This is a genomic window from Hanstruepera flava, from assembly GCF_023634025.1.
In the GTDB taxonomy this organism is placed as follows: domain Bacteria; phylum Bacteroidota; class Bacteroidia; order Flavobacteriales; family Flavobacteriaceae; genus Hanstruepera; species Hanstruepera flava.
In genome coordinates this window covers 1-16,328 of the sequence record NZ_JALJCW010000006.1, presented here as the reverse complement: position 1 = coordinate 16,328, position 16,328 = coordinate 1, and the positions used below count along the sequence as shown (strand labels likewise).

Sequence of the window (16,328 nt, the reverse complement as noted above, 5' to 3'; positions counted from 1 at the left end):
TTAACTTTAAAACTAAATATTAACCAAACATACTAATTATGAAAAAACTTACACCACTTATTTTAGGTCTTATTATTGGAGCATTAGCAACATATTACTTTTGTCCAAATTGCGAAGGGTCTCCTCATGTAGACGATATGGCAATAACAAAACCATCAGGATTAATTACTCCAAAACAAGCCAAAGTATTAGATGAAGCTTATAATTCAAGATATAATTTAATTAGCGATTCAATTGTAACTCGTAGCGGTGGAGATAATCGTTCGGTTTGGTTTTCAAAGGTTGATGTTGAAAATTATTTAAAGTATGCCGATAGTCAATCTACTGCATTAGGTTATAATATGGATGGTATTCGTATTTATATGGCAGCCTATCCTGATGATCCTAAATTAGGAGCTGGTTACACGACTGTATTTATGGTGCCAACAGGTAGTGAGTCATTATCTGAAGGAAGCAGTACTTTATTGAATTTTAAACGTGTTGGTGGCGATATTCCCGGTGGTGATGGCATGAATGATGGACAAGGTGGTTACCCACCTTCAGCTAATTATCCACAATAATTTAAGGACTATTGTTTGACTTCTTAACTAAACACAGCACATTTGTTTATTTTGTGCTAGAGCTTTTAGCTGCGATAACTGGGTTAATCCTTTTTAAAAAGTACAGACGAACTAATGCTAAATATTTTATATATTTTTTAGTTTATATAGTGATTATTGTCTTTTTGGGAAAATATGCTTCTTATGTTAGGGATGACGGTTTTTTGAATTTTTTGGAAGGCACTTTACTTGAAAAAAATTATTGGTGGTTTACCATTTTCTGGAGTATTGGTGGTACAGTTTTTTTTGCCTGGTACTTTCAGAAAATTTTAAATAGTAAAATATCTAAACGAATATTAAAAATATCACTAGTTATGTTTTTAATTATTTCCGTTTTAGAAATTGTTTTTACATTCCCAAAGTTTTTTAATACTTCATTACCATTTAATAAGATAGCCAGCTTAATGATAATTTTGAAATGTGTTTTTTTCTATTTTTTGGAGGTTTTGCAAAGCGATAGAATCCTGAATTTTTACAAAGCGTTAGGGTTTTATATCAGTTGTGCTATATTGATTTTATGGTTAATTCAAACTCCGCTGGTATTCTTTGAGCATTATTTTAATTTAGAGGATGCCGATTATGTTAATTTACGAAACCGTATAAATTTAATAGCGATTTCATTTATGTATATAACCTATACAGTTGGTCTAATAGTTTCACATCCCGATTATGATTAATCAATTATTAGTTTTTTTTGAACTGCAAAAGCCAGTTTCTACTTCAGCAGAACGTAATTTGTTGATTTATATGGTTGGTGTTTTGTTAGTATTGTGTGCTTTAATTATAGTGTTTTTTGTAGTTTTTCAAAAAAGAAAAAACAAACTCATCCGAGATAAAATACAGCAGCAGCAGGCTTTTGAAGAAGAACTTTCTAATACACAAATAGAAATTCAAGAAGAAACTTTAAAGAACATTGGGCAAGAGTTACATGATAATATTGGGCAATTGCTTTCTGTTGCTAATATGCAGTTAAGTATTATGGCGACTTCGGTTGATGATACCATCAAAAACCAGTTTACAGAAACCAAAGATGTTGTAAAGGATAGTTTACGGGAAGTAAGAGCATTGTCCAAATCTTTGAATAGCGACGTAATTGCTAATCGTGGTTTTTTGGAATCTATTAAAAATGAAGTTGAAAGGCTGAATAGATTACAACTTATTAGAGCAGAATTAAAAGTTGAAGGCGATAACACTATGCTTCGAAACAATAAAGATAGTATCATACTGTTTAGAATTTTTCAGGAGTTTTTATCTAACACAGTTAAATATGCTTCAGCTGAAAGTTTTATAGTTGCTCTTCAATATTTAGAAGACAAACTTGTTATACAAGCTGAAGATAATGGCAAGGGCTTTGATGTTAATACTATAGAAAATGGGGCCGGTTTATTGAACATGGATAATAGGGCTAAATTGGTTAAAGCAAGCTTCAAGTTGGAATCGACTCCTGGAAAAGGAACCTCTATGATAATTGACTATCCTTATAGAGTAGCTGAAACATTAAAACTATAGACATGCGTTCCAAACCGGATCGTCAGGTAAAGGAGCGGTTACGAATATGTTTTCTTTTGAAACTGGATGGGTAAATTCAAGTTGTCGTGCATGAAGGCTAATGCTAGCATCTTTATTACTTCTGTTAAAACCATATTTTAAATCACCTTTTATAGGGCAACCAATACTAGATAGTTGTGAGCGTATTTGATGATGTCTTCCAGTTTCTAAAGCAATTTCTAATAGATAAAAGTTATCTAGCTTTTTTAATGTATTGTAATGAAGTATTGCCTTTTTACTGTCCGTAGTTTCTTTAATATATGCAGTAGATTTATTGTTTTTGGGATTCTTTTTCAACCAGTGAACAAGTGTGTCTTTTATTTTCGGCGGTTTGTTTTTAACCAAAGCCCAATATGTTTTTTTTGCTTTTTTTTCTGAAAATAATTTATTTAATCTAGGTAGAGCCTTACTGGTTTTAGAGAATAGAACAATACCTGTTGTAGGCCTGTCTAAACGGTGTACGACTCCTAAATACACATTACCAGGTTTGTTGTACTTTTCCTTTAAGTAATTTTTTACAACTTCACTTAAAGGCTTATCACCAGTTTTGTCACCTTGAACAATATCGCCTGCACGCTTGTTTACAATGATAATATGGTTGTCCTCATAAAGAACTTGGAGATTATCTTTGTTTGAAAGTACTTTATTCACTAATACTGCTCGTTATCATTTGGGAAATCCATAGATTTTACATCATCTACATATTGCGATATTGAATTGGTCATGTCTTCATATAAACTCATGTATCGACGAAGAAAACGTGGATTAAATTCATGAGTCATTCCAATCATATCATGAAGCACTAAAACTTGACCATCAACACCATTTCCAGCTCCTATGCCAATAACAGGAATAGAAATACTTTCGGCAACTTCTTTAGCCAATTTTGCAGGGATTTTTTCTAGTACAATAGCGAAGCAGCCCGCTTTTTCCAACATTAAGGCATCTTCTTTTAATTGTTTGGCTTCTTGTTCTTCTTTGGCTCTAACCGTATAGGTTCCAAATTTATATATAGATTGCGGTGTTAAACCTAAATGACCCATTACTGGAATTCCTGCGTTTAAAATACGTTTTATAGAGTCCTTAATTTCTTTACCTCCTTCTAGTTTAACAGCATGTCCGCCAGATTCTTTCATGATGCGAATGGCTGATCTTAAAGCTTCTTTAGGATCACTCTGGTACGTTCCAAATGGTAAATCAACTACTACCAATGCACGATCTATGGCTCTAACTACAGACGAAGCATGATAAATCATTTGATCTAAGGTTATGGGTAGTGTAGTTTCATGTCCAGCCATTACATTACTGGCAGAATCTCCAACAAGAATAACATCAACACCGGCACCATCAACAATTTTTGCCATGGTATAGTCGTAAGCCGTGAGCATTGAAATTTTTTCTCCATTAGCCTTCATATCAACCAATGTTTTTACAGTAATTCTTTTGTAATCGTTTTTTGCAACTGACATACTTATAATTTTAAGGTGGCTGTAAAAGTACTAAATTAAGTGATTAGTGTTAAAATTTTCTTTAATGGGCATTCACTTCAAAGTCGATAGATTAAATTAGAAACAAAATTAAAATTATGACACGAATATTACTTTTAGTAGCTATTATTATTTCTTCTACAGCTATTGGTCAAACCGATGAAACCAAAAATGTACAAGCAGCAATTGATACATTTTTTGAAGGGTTTCATAAAGGCGATACTGTCTTGATGAAAACGGTTATGATGGGGAAATTTCCAACCCAATCAACGTATAGAAATAAAGAAGGTAAAGATATTATACAAACTGGTGATTCCAATGATTTACTTCAAGCCATTGCCAAACGTACTGCAGATCAGAAATGGGACGAACGCTTATTGGATTATGTTATTAAAGTAGATGGAAATATGGCCAGTGCTTGGACACCTTATGAGTTTTGGTTCAATGGGAATTTTAGCCATTGTGGTGTAAATTCATTCCAATTATTTCATGATAACGGTCAGTGGAAAATAGTATACTTAATAGATTCCAGAAGACGCAGTGATTGCGAAGCCAATAAAGGTTAAATAGTTAACAATCTGTTAGGTTAACACCAACCGCTAAACCACCTTCAGAGGTTTCTTTATATTTGGAGTTCATGTCTTTGGCTGTCTCCCACATGGTATTGACAACCTTGTCTAAAGGTACTTTCATGTGATGTGGATCACTATCTAAAGCTAATTCTGAGGCGTTTATGGCTTTTATGGCACCCATGGCATTGCGTTCTATACAAGGAATTTGCACCAATCCACCTATTGGGTCGCAAGTCATACCTAAATGATGTTCCATAGCAATTTCGGCAGCTACTAAAACCTGTTCGGGTGTACCGCCTTGAAGTTCACACAAAGCTCCAGCAGCCATGGCAGATGACACACCAATTTCGGCTTGACAACCACCCATTGCGGCACTTATAGTGGCGCCTTTTTTAAATATACTTCCTATTTCACTGGCAACTAAAAGAAAACGTTTTATATCCTCAAAATTGCCATCGTGATTTTCAATTACCAAGTAGTACATTAAAACTGCAGGAATAACGCCAGCACTACCGTTAGTTGGAGCTGTTACCACACGTCCTAGTGATGCGTTAACTTCATTTACAGACAAAGCAAAACAGCTCACCCATTTAATAATTTGACGAAACTTAACTTCGGTATTTCGTATGGCAGCAATCCATTCTACAGGGTCATTATACGGTATATCTCCGATTAATCTTTGGTGCATGTCAAAAGCACGGCGTTTTACATTTAAACCACCAGGTAAAACACCTTCAGAATGGCAACCAACATACATGCACTCGAGCATGGTATTCCAAATACGTTGCAACTCAAAATCAATAGTTTCAATTGGTCTAATCGATTTTTCGTTTTCCAACACAACTTCAGAAATAGACATGTTTAAATTTGAACAAAATTGTAGCAGCTCTGTCCCTTTGGCTATGGGATAGGGAAATGTATTTTGAAAAATGGTTTTATTCTTCTTGGAATTTTTGCGTTCTTCTTTAACTACAAATCCACCACCAATAGAATAAAATGTAGAACTACGCTTTCTGCCATTGACGGTCGCAGAAAATTTTAAACCATTGGAATGAAAGGGCAGAAAGTTTTTGTTAAAGGTAATATCCTTATCAGGGTCGAAATCCAATGGGAGTTCATTATTAAAAAGAATAGTTTTAGAATTCTCAATAGACTTAATAATAACATCAATAGATTCAACAGGAACCAATTCAGGGTCAGCACCGCTTAAACCAAGCATTACGGCAAGATCTGTAGCATGGCCTTTTCCTGTTAATGATAAAGAACCATATAAATCAACCGATATTTTTTCAACTTTATTAAAGGTATTATTAGCTTTCAATTCTTCAATCCATCGTTCAGCAGCACGCCATGGCCCTAATGTATGCGAACTTGAAGGGCCAACACCAATTTTGAGCATGTCAAAAACTGAAATACATTCCATAAAACATCAGTTAAAATTGGCCACAAATATACATTTAGTTCTTAATGACAGAACAAAAAAATGAAAAGTTTAAAACCGATTAGCGTTTTTCAAAACTTTTGATATTGTAGGCATCCATAACCACATTAATGTCAGAATAGTTTTGTCTGCCAACATTATCAGCAGGAACAACAACTACTCTAAAAACTTGGTTTTGCGTCCATGAAGGATCTAATGTGTTAAAATCAGTTGTGCCATCTAAAAAGAAGCGCACATCATCTCGAGTAAAATCGTAGTTATATACTAACGTACCATCACTAAACTCAACAGTTTGCGGTAATAAGCGCCAAATATCTTGACCATTTACAGTTTCCCACAGTATGTAAACTAGGGTCATATCAAAAGGATAAATTTCAAAACCATAGGGTTCAAAATATTCGTAGTTGTTTCCTGGAGTAAAATCTATTTCAATTTCAAAAGCTGGGGCAACTATAAGACCACCATCTTGACCTTGCGGACCAGGAGGTCCAGATGGGCCTTCACAAGATGTAATAACTAGACTGAAAATAGTAATAAATAAGATTGCAATTTTTTTCATGATAAATACGATTTGTTTCTGAATCTAAAATAAGAATAATTGAAGAGATGTCTTATGTTTTAACGTATTAATATTAAAATGTGACAAGCTGTCATATTTTTTGACATGGCACAATCATTGACTTATACAAACCGAATTAAAAATGAACACAACTTTTTCGTTTAGAACGAAAATCTATAAAAAGTAACATAGTATTATGAGTAAAATTATTGGAATCGATTTAGGAACAACAAATTCATGCGTATCTGTAATGGAAGGTAACGAACCCGTTGTTATTCCTAATGCAGAAGGTAAGCGCACAACACCTTCAGTAATCGCTTTCGTAGAAGGTGGTGAAATAAAAGTTGGCGATCCAGCGAAGCGTCAGGCTGTAACTAATCCAACAAAAACTGTTTATTCAATTAAGCGTTTTATGGGGAACAAGTATTCTGAATCTCAAAAAGAAGCAGAACGTGTACCATATAAAGTAGTAAAAGGTGATAACGATACACCTAGAGTTGATATAGACGGTCGTTTATATACACCTCAAGAATTATCAGCTATGATTCTTCAAAAAATGAAGAAAACAGCTGAAGATTATTTAGGCCAAGATGTAAGCGAAGCAGTTATTACAGTTCCTGCTTATTTTAATGATAGTCAGCGTCAAGCTACTAAAGAAGCTGGAGAAATTGCAGGATTAAAAGTTAGAAGAATTATTAACGAACCAACTGCAGCCGCATTAGCTTATGGTTTAGATAAAAAAGGAACAGACCAAAAAATTGTTGTATTTGATTTTGGTGGTGGTACGCACGACGTTTCTATTTTAGAATTAGGTGATGGTGTATTTGAGGTATTATCAACAGATGGAGATACACATTTAGGAGGTGATGACGTAGATGAAAAGATCATCAATTGGTTAGCAGATGAGTTTAAGGCTGAAGAAGATATGGATTTGCGTAAAGACCCAATGGCTTTACAGCGTTTAAAGGAAGCTGCAGAAAAAGCAAAAATTGAATTGTCATCTTCTGCTCAAACCGAAATCAATTTACCTTACGTTACGGCTACCGCTAGCGGACCAAAGCACTTGGTGCGTACTTTAACACGTTCTAAATTTGAACAATTAATTGACGATTTGGTTAAGCGTACTATTGAGCCTTGTGAGTCTGCATTAAAAGCAGCAGGTTTATCAAAAAGTGATATTGACGAGATTATTCTTGTTGGTGGTTCTACACGTATTCCTGCAGTACAAGAAGCTGTAGAAAAATTCTTCGGTAAAAAACCAAGTAAAGGTGTAAATCCAGATGAGGTAGTTTCTTTGGGAGCTGGAATTCAGGGTGGTGTATTAACAGGTGATGTAAAAGATGTATTGTTATTAGATGTAACACCATTGTCATTAGGAATTGAGACAATGGGTAACGTAATGACCAAGTTAATTGAAGCCAATACAACCATACCTACAAAAAAGAGTCAGGTATTCTCAACAGCAGCAGATAATCAACCATCGGTAGAGATTCACGTTTTACAAGGTGAAAGGCCAATGGCAGCAGATAATAAAACTATTGGACGTTTTCATTTAGATGGTATTCCACCGGCAAGAAGAGGTACACCTCAAATTGAAGTAACATTTGATATTGATGCCAATGGTATTATTAAAGTGTCTGCTGAAGATAAAGCGACTGGTAAAAAACAAGATATCAGAATTGAAGCATCTTCAGGATTAACCGAAGAGGAAATACAAAAAATGAAAGCTGATGCAGAAGCCAATGCAGAAGCTGATGCTAAAGCAAAAGAAACAGCTGATAAGTTGAATCAAGCCGATGCTATGATTTTCCAAACAGAAAGTCAATTAAAAGAATTTGGTGATAAATTATCTGATGATAAAAAGAAACCAATTGAAGAAGCGCTTGAAGAGTTAAAGAAAGCTTACGAAACAAAAGATTTAGCTGTTATTGATCCTGCTTTAGAGAAAATTAATGAAGCATGGAAAGTAGCTAGCGAAGAGATGTACAAGGCACAAGCTGAAGCTCAACAAGGTGGAGCAGAGGCACAACCAGAAGGTGATGCAGGAGCATCAAACGAAGGAAGTGATGTAGAAGACGTAGACTTCGAAGAAGTCAAGTAGCCTGTCTTGAGCGGAGTCGAAAGGTAGACTTCGAAGAAGTAAAATAAATTGTCATTCCGAACATAGTCGAGGAATCTCAAGAATATTTTTATATAATATTTAGAAAAAAACGCAATCAAAAATGGTTGCGTTTTTGTTTTATTAATATAGGATTTGGATTACAAAAAATCTATAATTCTTACAAATAATTTGCGTTTTATCGAAAAAATCATACACTTTAAAGACAAAATAACTGATTTAAATACATTTATTCCATCAATATTAATAGCAAAAGTTATGAAACGAAATTTACTTTTACACCTTACTGTGTTTATGGTAATTATGGGGACAATTACAGCCCAAACAACTATTTGGTCTTCAGATTGTGAAGATTTAACAGGATGGTCAGGTGAAGATTTAGACGGAGATGGTTCAAACTGGTTTTATTATTCAGGGGGAGAAACCTTTGGTTTTGAATCAGGTAGATTTTATGGGTCACCTTCTAGCTCACTGACACCTGATAATGCCCTTTTTACACCAGCTTTTTTTATTCCTGATGAAGCTAATGACATTAAGCTTACAATACGTGTAGCTTCTTCAAGTGCTACTAATTACCTTGAATCGTATACAGTATATATTCAGGAAGTTGGAGTAGGTAGCCCATATGACAATGTGCTGTTTCAGCAAACATTAACACAAGGTGGTGCTGCATCAGCAACAGATATTGAAATAGATATTCCTAATACTTATGCCAATAAATCTGTTAAATTAATTTTTAGACACTTTAATTGTAGCAATCAAGATTATCTTTTGTTAGATGATTTTAGAGTGCAATACACGAACACTTTATCTACAGTAGATAATGAATTTAGTGGTTTTTCAATCTTTCCAAACCCAGTTATCAACGAACTTTCGTTTAAAACCAATCAACCAATTTCAAATATTGAAGTATATAATGTGCTTGGAGAACGGGTTTTAAAGGTAGACGGAAAGAGTATTATTAATAACCAAATTGATGTTTCAAATTTAAAACCTAGTAGTTACTTAATTAAATTAGAAATTAATAACACGTCAAAAGCCTATAAATTTATAAAGAAATAATAGGTTTTAGTAATAAACTTTTTTGAAAGCACTTAAAAAAAAGACCCAAAATATTTTGGGTCTTTTTTTATTTTCAGCAATTTTCTTTTTGATGTTTAATGTTGGTGTAATTAATTGTTTTTTAGTGTATTGCGTGTGTTTTTTTTGTTAATTAAAAATAAATAGCTTATATTTATGACTCCTCAATAGAATATTTAATAGCAATATATTGGTTGTAGCAAACTTAAATTGAATACGCGCTAGTGTATTCAGGCTATATTGCTCCATTTTTTCTTTTTTACACATAGCTTACTTGTTTATGCAACGAGGGTATTAATTAAATATGTAAGTTATGATGAATTACAAAATTACTTCATTTAAGGATTGGCGAGTAAAGCAAAGTCCTTTAAAAATGCTATTGTTCTGTTGTTTGTTTTTAGGCTTTATGCTCAATTCAAACAATAGTGTTCAAGCGCAATCAGTTCCGTTAGGGTCATCTATACACGTAAATTTTGGTGTAGATGCCGATGTTTATTCTGGGCTGTTTTCATTTAGTCCAGATTCTGGAATGGGAACAGACGATTGGGTTCAAGGCGCAACTGGTCTGGGAGTTATCGATGAAACTAATGCAGCTGACATAGCTGAATTAGCTTCTGGTGCCAATGTTTCAAAAGAATTTAGAATGTCAGTTCCTGTTTACACTGTTGTAAATGGTGATACATGGATTGATGCTGTGTACATTCGAGACCAAAATACCAATGGTGGTAATATGGACTCTAATGTATTTGGTGCCGGTGATGACAAGAATTTTGATGATCCATCAACGTGGACCATTAAAGAGGGAGACGTACCTCAAAAGAATGATATTATTGACATTTATGCTCATTTGAGACGTGATTCAGATGCCGTTTTTCCAAATAATGATGATGAATGGGCATTTGCTGCTGCTTCTACTAGAAGTGATAATGGAACAAGTTACATTGACTTTGAGTATTTTAGAGAAAAGGTAACGTATATACCAGATGAAGACGAAGTTCCGGCTGATAACAACAATAATGGTACAATAGTTACAGGCGGTACCGATTGCGGTCATACATCCTATGAATTTGACTTAGCAAGTGGAGCAGTGATTACTCACGGTGATGTGATATTATCGGCTAATTATACCAATGGCGGATCGGTAGCAGACGTCAGATTATATGCTTGGATAGATAGTGATGATTTTCCTGGTGGAAATGCATCATTTACAGCATTTAATTCATTGGCATTTAGACCATTTAACTTTGGAGACGAAAATGGTAATTTTGAATTTTACAATTGTAATAATGATAATAATATCCCTTATGGGTATGCAAGAATTTCTTTAAGGTCTGATATTACAGGAGAAGCAGCTATTTTTGCACAAGTAAATACATCTGCAAACGTAGCAGCACCTTCTTGGGGAACTATTGATCCTGGCGGAAGCTTTACCAATGAATATATTTCTCCAACTTTGGCAGAGTTTGGTATTAACGCAACACTTTTAGGTTTAGATACCAGAAGTACAGGCGGTGAATGTCAAGCACCATTAGGAAGCGTAATTGTTAAAACACGTTCATCAGATTCCTTTACGGCTGAACTTAAAGATATGGCAGGACCATTTGATTTGGGTGATACGCCAGAATATACGGTTACACTTGCTGGTGGAGATTTAGATTGTTTTATGACTGAAGTCATTTTAACGGCAACAGCTCAACCACCCGGGACTTATACCTATGAATGGTATAAAGATGGCGTCTTGATTCCGGGAACAGACCCTAACTCCAATACATATGCAGCAACAGAACCTGGTGTTTATAAAGTGTTTGCAACAGTTATGCTAGCAGGTTTCCCAGGTTGTACTGCCGAAAGTGAAGAGTTTACTGTTAATAGTATTAACACAGCGGAAACATTAATTCCTGATTGTCCAGATACGGATGCTGTTAGTTGTACCGATGATATAGATACTAGGTTTAATGATTGGAAAAACCCAACTGGCTTTACTTATGAAGGCGGTGGAGGTACTGTTATTGAAGCCTTTACGTATTATATAGATGATGAAGAAGTAACATTAGAAAACTTTACGGCTCCTAGTGTTTGTGGTGGAGGCGTAGCAAAAATAAGATATGCTGTAAGCGATGATTGTGAACAAGAAGAATTTTGTGAAACCACATTTACAGTAGCTGCTGATGATGTTGATCCAGAGATCGTAGACGTACCCGATTACCAATTGGCAAACTGTAACGATGATTGGCCAGCGTTCTTGACGACGGATTGGACAGACAACTGTTCGGCAGGAGGTCAGGGCATCCAGTCAGATGGCGGTGTAGATGATGGCGAGAGTGAAGATGGCTGTATCCAGTACAGACTTTATACGTTCACCATTACGGATGATTGTGGCAATGATGATACCGAGACCACGCGGGTAGCCAGAGAGTACGATATGACCGATCCAGAGATCGTAGACGTACCCGATTACCAATTGGCAAACTGTAACGATGATTGGCCAGCGTTCTTGACGACGGATTGGACAGACAACTGTTCGGCAGGAGGTCAGGGCATCCAGTCAGATGGCGGTGTAGATGATGGCGAGAGTGAAGATGGCTGTATCCAGTACAGACTTTATACGTTCACCATTACGGATGATTGTGGCAATGATGATACCGAGACCACGCGAGTATCACGAGAGTACGATATGATCGATCCAGTTATTACGTGTCCAGAAGATTTACCAACATTGTGTAATGATGAATTCCCATCATTATCAGCAAAATGGACTGACAACTGTTCAGCAGGTGGCACATTAACGCTTGATGGTCCAACACGAATTGTATTATCTGAAGATGGATGTTCGCAAATTGGCTATTATGACTTTGAGGTGTATGATGATTGTGGTAATTTAGGTACAGAAACCTGTACTATAATCAGAGAGTTTGATCTGGTTGATAATTGTGAAACTGCTTTTGCAAAAGCAGATTCTGGAGACCAATGCTTCATTCCTGATTTTAGACGTTGGGGTTGGACTAATTATTTACCAAATTATGGTGTGTATAAAATGGATTTATGGGCTGGAGCAGCACATTGTGATACCAATAGAGGTGAATTAGTAGGTGTTGTTCATGTAACATATACTGAATCACAAGTAGAAATTACTTATGAGATTTTTGAGGGCTTCACAATGAATGAAGCACATGTATATGTGGGTTGCGATCCGTATCCAGAAAATCGCGGAAGACCAACAGTAGCACCAGGACAATATCCATTCAATCCATCATTTTCAGGAAACGTGTATAGCTATACGGTTGTTATAGACAACGAAATGGCAGATAATTCAGAAGGTATATATGTTATAGCTCATGCAGTAACCTGTGAAATAGTTTGCATGTGCAGTCCAGAAAAAGAGGACATATATTCTGATGATAGTGGAGAAACTGAATTTATGGATGCTTTTGAATGTGAGGAAGGAAACGAAACAATATCTGGAATTGTTAACAGTTTCAAAGCTTATCCAGTACCTTTTGATAAGGAAGTGAATATTGCTTACAATATACCTTATGAAACCGATGTAACTTTAGAAATATTTGATATTAAAGGGGCATTGATTAGAAAGGTGGAAAATGTTAGTTATATTAAAGGAACTGAAGCAGTTACTACAATAGACATGACGAATACTGATAATCAGCTGTTTTTAGTACGATTAACTACTAAAAAAGGCGTAATGATTAAGAAAATAGTTTCTTTTAAGCCTAGAAAATAAACTTTATTAATATTAATCAAAAGTTAAAGCCCAGCTAATTAGCTGGGCTTTTTAGTGTAAAATTTATTGTCAAGTGAATATGTTTTGTTATTAGAATGATACCTGCTATAAGGTTATAATTTATTTACGCAATATACTATGCGCGCATAATAAATTAGCTATATTTGTAGGAAACATAATCCAATATGCAAACAAAACTTACTCAACTGCTTAATATAAATCATCCCATTATTCAAGCGCCTATGTTTTTGGTTTCAAATACCAGTATGGTTACTGAAGCCATGAAATCTGGAATAGCGGGATGCATTCCTGCATTAAACTACAGAACTTTATCAGAATTGCGTGATGCGATTAAAGAGCTTAAAAAAGCAAAGGTTGAGGGTGGCTCTTTTGGATTTAATTTGATAGTAAATAAATCTAATGTTAAATATAAAGAGCAATTACGAGTATTGTGTGAGGAAGGTTGTGATTTTATAATAACATCACTTGGTAGTCCTGAAGAAACCATACGGGAAGCTCATGCAGTAGGCATAAAGGTCTTTTGTGATGTAACCGATTTGCATTTTGCAAAAAAAGTAGAAAGGCTAGGAGCAGATGCAGTTATTGCTGTAAACAATGAAGCAGGTGGACATCGAGGAAACTTATCACCAAAAGAAATTATTTCATTATTAAAAGAAAATGTGTCAATCCCAATAATTTCAGCAGGTGGTGTTGGCTGTAAAGCCGATATTGAAGAGATATTGGGTTATGGAGCCGAAGGTGTTTCGGTTGGCAGCCCGTTTATAGCTTCAGAAGAAGCAGGAGTGACACAAGAATATAAACAGGCTTGTGTAGATTATGGTTCAAAAGATATTGTTGTAACCGAGCGAATATCGGGTACGCCATGTACGGTGATTAATACGCCTTATGTAAAAAAAATAGGAACGAAATCACCTTGGCTAGAAAGAACCTTAAATAAAAATCGAAAGCTTAAGAAATGGGTCAAAATGTTACGCTTTTATATCGGAATGAAGGCTACAGAAAAAGCCGCGCTGAAAGCAACCTACAAAACGGTTTGGGTTGCAGGACCAAGTATAGAGCATACTAATGCCATTTTGCCTGTAAAGGATATAGTAAATAAATTAGTGATATGAATCAAAACCCTGAAATCTCAACTCTTTTATACCTGGCCACTCATCCTTTAAAATACCATAGCAACAGGTACTACGCCTAAAACCATCGAGCATTAAGGTGTCTTTGCGTAAAACACCCTCTAATGTAGCACCCAGTTTTTCTACGGCTTTTCTAGAACGAATATTGCGTTCATCAATTCTGAATTCTACTTTTTCAAATTGTAATTCCTCAAAGGCATACTGAAGCATCAAGAATTTAACATGTTTGTTTAAACCTGTTCCTTGAAATGCTTTACCAATCCACGTCCAACCAATATGTAAGGTTTTGTTTTTCCAATTGATTAATCCAAATCGTGTTGTTCCCGCATATGCTTGTTTTTGCTTATCAAATATTAAATACGGTATAGTAGTTTTAAGATAATAACCATCAACAGCTGTTTGAACATACTCTTTAAGGTTTTCTGGAGTTGAAATATCTGAAGGAGAATAATAAATAAGGTTTTCTTCTTTAGAAATCTTATTTAACACAGAATAATTGGTTAGGTCTAATACCGATAATTTTACAAATGGGTTTTCTATTAATACAGAAAGCATATTTAATAAAGCCTTTAATTGTTATTATGTTATAAAATTAATGTATTTATTGAATAGTATTTACCGTTCGTCTGTAAATATCTGTAATACAACTATATATAACATCAAAAGTTTGGTGGTTTAAATAAAAATTATATTTTTGGTTATTCTCTTTAAGCATACAGAAATCAATTCTCAAAAATTGATTTTTTCTTAATTAATAGCAAAAAGGTTGATTAATAGCATATGTCAGCCTCATTTTTGCATATTCTGTGACTCATTTATGTTTGGTTTTTATTAACAAAAATCAACCATTATGAAGCGTTTTACCATTTCACTCCTCAAAAATCTTTCAGAGAAAAAAATGCTATTGTTTTTAGCTTTATTGTTTTTCTCAACACAAATGCAATCACAAACCTTTTGTCCCGATGATGTGGGAGACAATTGTAATGATTGCCCTAATTACTCTGTAACGGCTAATCCAGATTTATCGGTTAGTTGCCAAGGTAGTATTAACGTTATATTAGTAATTGATGAATCCAATTCTATTGGTAATGCTAATGCTGAACAAGATGTTGAAAATGGTGTTAACGCCTTTCTGCAGGAATTAGAGTGTACACCAGTTAATGTTGCGGTCATTGAGTTTGGTTCTGTGGCTAATTATGTTGTCAACTCCTATACACCAGTTGCAAATGTAATAACCGGTATGAATAACTATTTTGATGGAATAGCCTATAATGGGCAAACTTATAATCCAGATCAAGGCGATTTAGGAGGAACTAATTGGCAAGCTGGTTTAATGCTGGCAGACGCTTTAGCTGCTCCAGACTTATTGCTAGTTTTTACAGATGGTGTACCAACTGCTTGGACACCAGACACCAATAATATTAGTTCCAGTTATGATTTTTGTGGTGATGGTTCAGATACTGAAGAAGCGGAAATTTACAATGCCGTTCAAGTAGCAAATCAAATAAAGAGTGAAGGAACACACATGTTCATTTTGGGAGTAGGTGGTGTAAATGCTGGCTTAATGGAAGATATTTCAGATGATGATATTTATGGGAGTCCATCTGGACAAACTATTGCCACTGCAGATATGTACATTGACCAAGGATTTAATACATTAGCAGAGTGTTTTGCTAGTTTAGCTAATAGCCTTTGTCCAATAGCAGCAAATGTTCAAGGTTCTACAATTTGCGATGGAGATTCTAATGGTACCATTACAATAAATATTAGTAATGGTGTTCCTGCACCTTATACAATTACTGTAAACAATGGAACACCATTGGTAACATCTGATAACCCAGTTATAATTACTGGATTACAATCTGGAAATTATGATGTAAAGGTAGAAGCATCAGGAACATGTTTTGGTGAAGGAAATTATAATATTGATGTTTTATCATACCCAGTTACACCAGATGACAGCGATACCGTTCAGGTCTGTTCAGGTGACACCTATACCTATGAAGGTCAGGAATATGCAGCAGGTTCGCACGATT

At 35.0% G+C, this 16,328-nt stretch carries 14 protein-coding genes; 9 read left to right on the top strand and 5 right to left on the bottom strand.

The features are described from left to right. Window positions 1–38 precede the first annotated feature (38 nt). The 3 genes from MTX13_RS13720 (at window position 39) to MTX13_RS13710 (ending at window position 2,108) form a co-directional block, all read left to right on the top strand. Complete coding sequence (locus MTX13_RS13720) at window positions 39–560, top strand: hypothetical protein (protein ID WP_250436927.1); 522 nt, start codon at window positions 39–41, stop codon at window positions 558–560. Window positions 561–709: 149 nt separating this feature from the next. Continuing rightward, on the top strand, window positions 710–1,276 hold the full coding sequence (locus MTX13_RS13715; protein ID WP_250436925.1) for a hypothetical protein: 567 nt from the start codon (window positions 710–712) through the stop codon (window positions 1,274–1,276). After that, entirely contained in the window at window positions 1,269–2,108 is an 840-nt protein-coding gene (locus MTX13_RS13710) for a sensor histidine kinase (RefSeq protein WP_250436923.1), read from the top strand. The genes MTX13_RS13715 and MTX13_RS13710 overlap by 8 nt, the downstream gene beginning before the upstream one ends. On the opposite strand, the gene MTX13_RS13705 is transcribed toward MTX13_RS13710, so the two are convergent. Together MTX13_RS13705 and panB are read right to left on the bottom strand one after the other, a co-directional pair. Next, window positions 2,103–2,798, bottom strand: a complete 696-nt coding sequence (locus MTX13_RS13705) for an RluA family pseudouridine synthase (RefSeq protein WP_250436921.1) — start codon at window positions 2,796–2,798, stop codon at window positions 2,103–2,105. The genes MTX13_RS13710 and MTX13_RS13705 overlap by 6 nt on opposite strands. Further along, window positions 2,798–3,616 (bottom strand): 3-methyl-2-oxobutanoate hydroxymethyltransferase, encoded by an 819-nt coding sequence (gene panB / locus MTX13_RS13700; RefSeq protein ID WP_250436919.1) that lies wholly within the window; start codon window positions 3,614–3,616, stop codon window positions 2,798–2,800. The genes MTX13_RS13705 and panB overlap by 1 nt, the downstream gene beginning before the upstream one ends. A gap of 116 nt (window positions 3,617–3,732) precedes the next feature. On the opposite strand from panB, the gene MTX13_RS13695 reads away from it, so the two are divergent. Then, window positions 3,733–4,200, top strand: a complete 468-nt coding sequence (locus MTX13_RS13695; protein WP_250436918.1) for a nuclear transport factor 2 family protein — start codon at window positions 3,733–3,735, stop codon at window positions 4,198–4,200. 4 nt (window positions 4,201–4,204) lie between these two features. On the opposite strand, the gene MTX13_RS13690 is transcribed toward MTX13_RS13695, so the two are convergent. Both MTX13_RS13690 and MTX13_RS13685 read right to left on the bottom strand, forming a co-directional pair. Then, entirely contained in the window at window positions 4,205–5,629 is a 1,425-nt protein-coding gene (locus MTX13_RS13690) for an L-serine ammonia-lyase (RefSeq protein ID WP_250436916.1), read from the bottom strand. 79 nt (window positions 5,630–5,708) lie between these two features. Next, window positions 5,709–6,206 carry a hypothetical protein gene (locus MTX13_RS13685; RefSeq protein ID WP_250436914.1) on the bottom strand — a complete coding sequence of 166 codons (498 nt, stop codon included), beginning with the start codon at window positions 6,204–6,206 and terminating at the stop codon, window positions 5,709–5,711. Between the two features lie 196 nt (window positions 6,207–6,402). Here MTX13_RS13685 and dnaK point away from each other — a divergent pair, with 196 nt between their 5' ends. The 4 genes from dnaK (at window position 6,403) to MTX13_RS13665 (ending at window position 14,274) form a co-directional block, all read left to right on the top strand. Next, window positions 6,403–8,307 carry a molecular chaperone DnaK gene (dnaK, locus tag MTX13_RS13680; RefSeq protein ID WP_250436912.1) on the top strand — a complete coding sequence of 635 codons (1,905 nt, stop codon included), beginning with the start codon at window positions 6,403–6,405 and terminating at the stop codon, window positions 8,305–8,307. A 276-nt stretch (window positions 8,308–8,583) separates the two neighbouring features. Further along, window positions 8,584–9,387: a T9SS type A sorting domain-containing protein gene (locus MTX13_RS13675; protein WP_250436902.1), complete on the top strand. Its 804-nt coding sequence runs from the start codon at window positions 8,584–8,586 to the stop codon at window positions 9,385–9,387. A 331-nt stretch (window positions 9,388–9,718) separates the two neighbouring features. Then, complete coding sequence (locus MTX13_RS13670) at window positions 9,719–13,141, top strand: T9SS type A sorting domain-containing protein (RefSeq protein WP_250436887.1); 3,423 nt, start codon at window positions 9,719–9,721, stop codon at window positions 13,139–13,141. 185 nt (window positions 13,142–13,326) lie between these two features. Continuing rightward, on the top strand, window positions 13,327–14,274 hold the full coding sequence (locus MTX13_RS13665) for an NAD(P)H-dependent flavin oxidoreductase (RefSeq protein ID WP_250436885.1): 948 nt from the start codon (window positions 13,327–13,329) through the stop codon (window positions 14,272–14,274). Here MTX13_RS13665 and MTX13_RS13660 read toward each other — a convergent pair. Next, window positions 14,263–14,847, bottom strand: a complete 585-nt coding sequence (locus MTX13_RS13660; RefSeq protein ID WP_250436867.1) for a GNAT family N-acetyltransferase — start codon at window positions 14,845–14,847, stop codon at window positions 14,263–14,265. The genes MTX13_RS13665 and MTX13_RS13660 overlap by 12 nt on opposite strands. Before the next feature lie 295 nt (window positions 14,848–15,142). Here MTX13_RS13660 and MTX13_RS13655 point away from each other — a divergent pair. Further along, a partial coding sequence (locus MTX13_RS13655; RefSeq protein ID WP_250436865.1) for a VWA domain-containing protein occupies window positions 15,143–16,328 on the top strand: 1,186 nt, incomplete at its 3' end.

Bases quoted from the DNA above. Each gene is read 5' to 3' on its own strand.
- MTX13_RS13670 (WP_250436887.1), top strand. From the start codon at position 9,719: ATGATGAATTACAAAATTACTTCATTTAAGGATTGGCGAGTAAAGCAA.
- panB (WP_250436919.1), bottom strand. From the start codon at position 3,616: ATGTCAGTTGCAAAAAACGATTACAAAAGAATTACTGTAAAAACATTG.
- MTX13_RS13695 (WP_250436918.1), top strand. From the start codon at position 3,733: ATGACACGAATATTACTTTTAGTAGCTATTATTATTTCTTCTACAGCT.
- dnaK (WP_250436912.1), top strand. From the start codon at position 6,403: ATGAGTAAAATTATTGGAATCGATTTAGGAACAACAAATTCATGCGTA.
- MTX13_RS13685 (WP_250436914.1), bottom strand. From the start codon at position 6,206: ATGAAAAAAATTGCAATCTTATTTATTACTATTTTCAGTCTAGTTATT.
- MTX13_RS13665 (WP_250436885.1), top strand. From the start codon at position 13,327: ATGCAAACAAAACTTACTCAACTGCTTAATATAAATCATCCCATTATT.
- MTX13_RS13690 (WP_250436916.1), bottom strand. From the start codon at position 5,629: ATGGAATGTATTTCAGTTTTTGACATGCTCAAAATTGGTGTTGGCCCT.
- MTX13_RS13710 (WP_250436923.1), top strand. From the start codon at position 1,269: ATGATTAATCAATTATTAGTTTTTTTTGAACTGCAAAAGCCAGTTTCT.
- MTX13_RS13660 (WP_250436867.1), bottom strand. From the start codon at position 14,847: ATGCTTTCTGTATTAATAGAAAACCCATTTGTAAAATTATCGGTATTA.
- MTX13_RS13720 (WP_250436927.1), top strand. From the start codon at position 39: ATGAAAAAACTTACACCACTTATTTTAGGTCTTATTATTGGAGCATTA.
- MTX13_RS13675 (WP_250436902.1), top strand. From the start codon at position 8,584: ATGAAACGAAATTTACTTTTACACCTTACTGTGTTTATGGTAATTATG.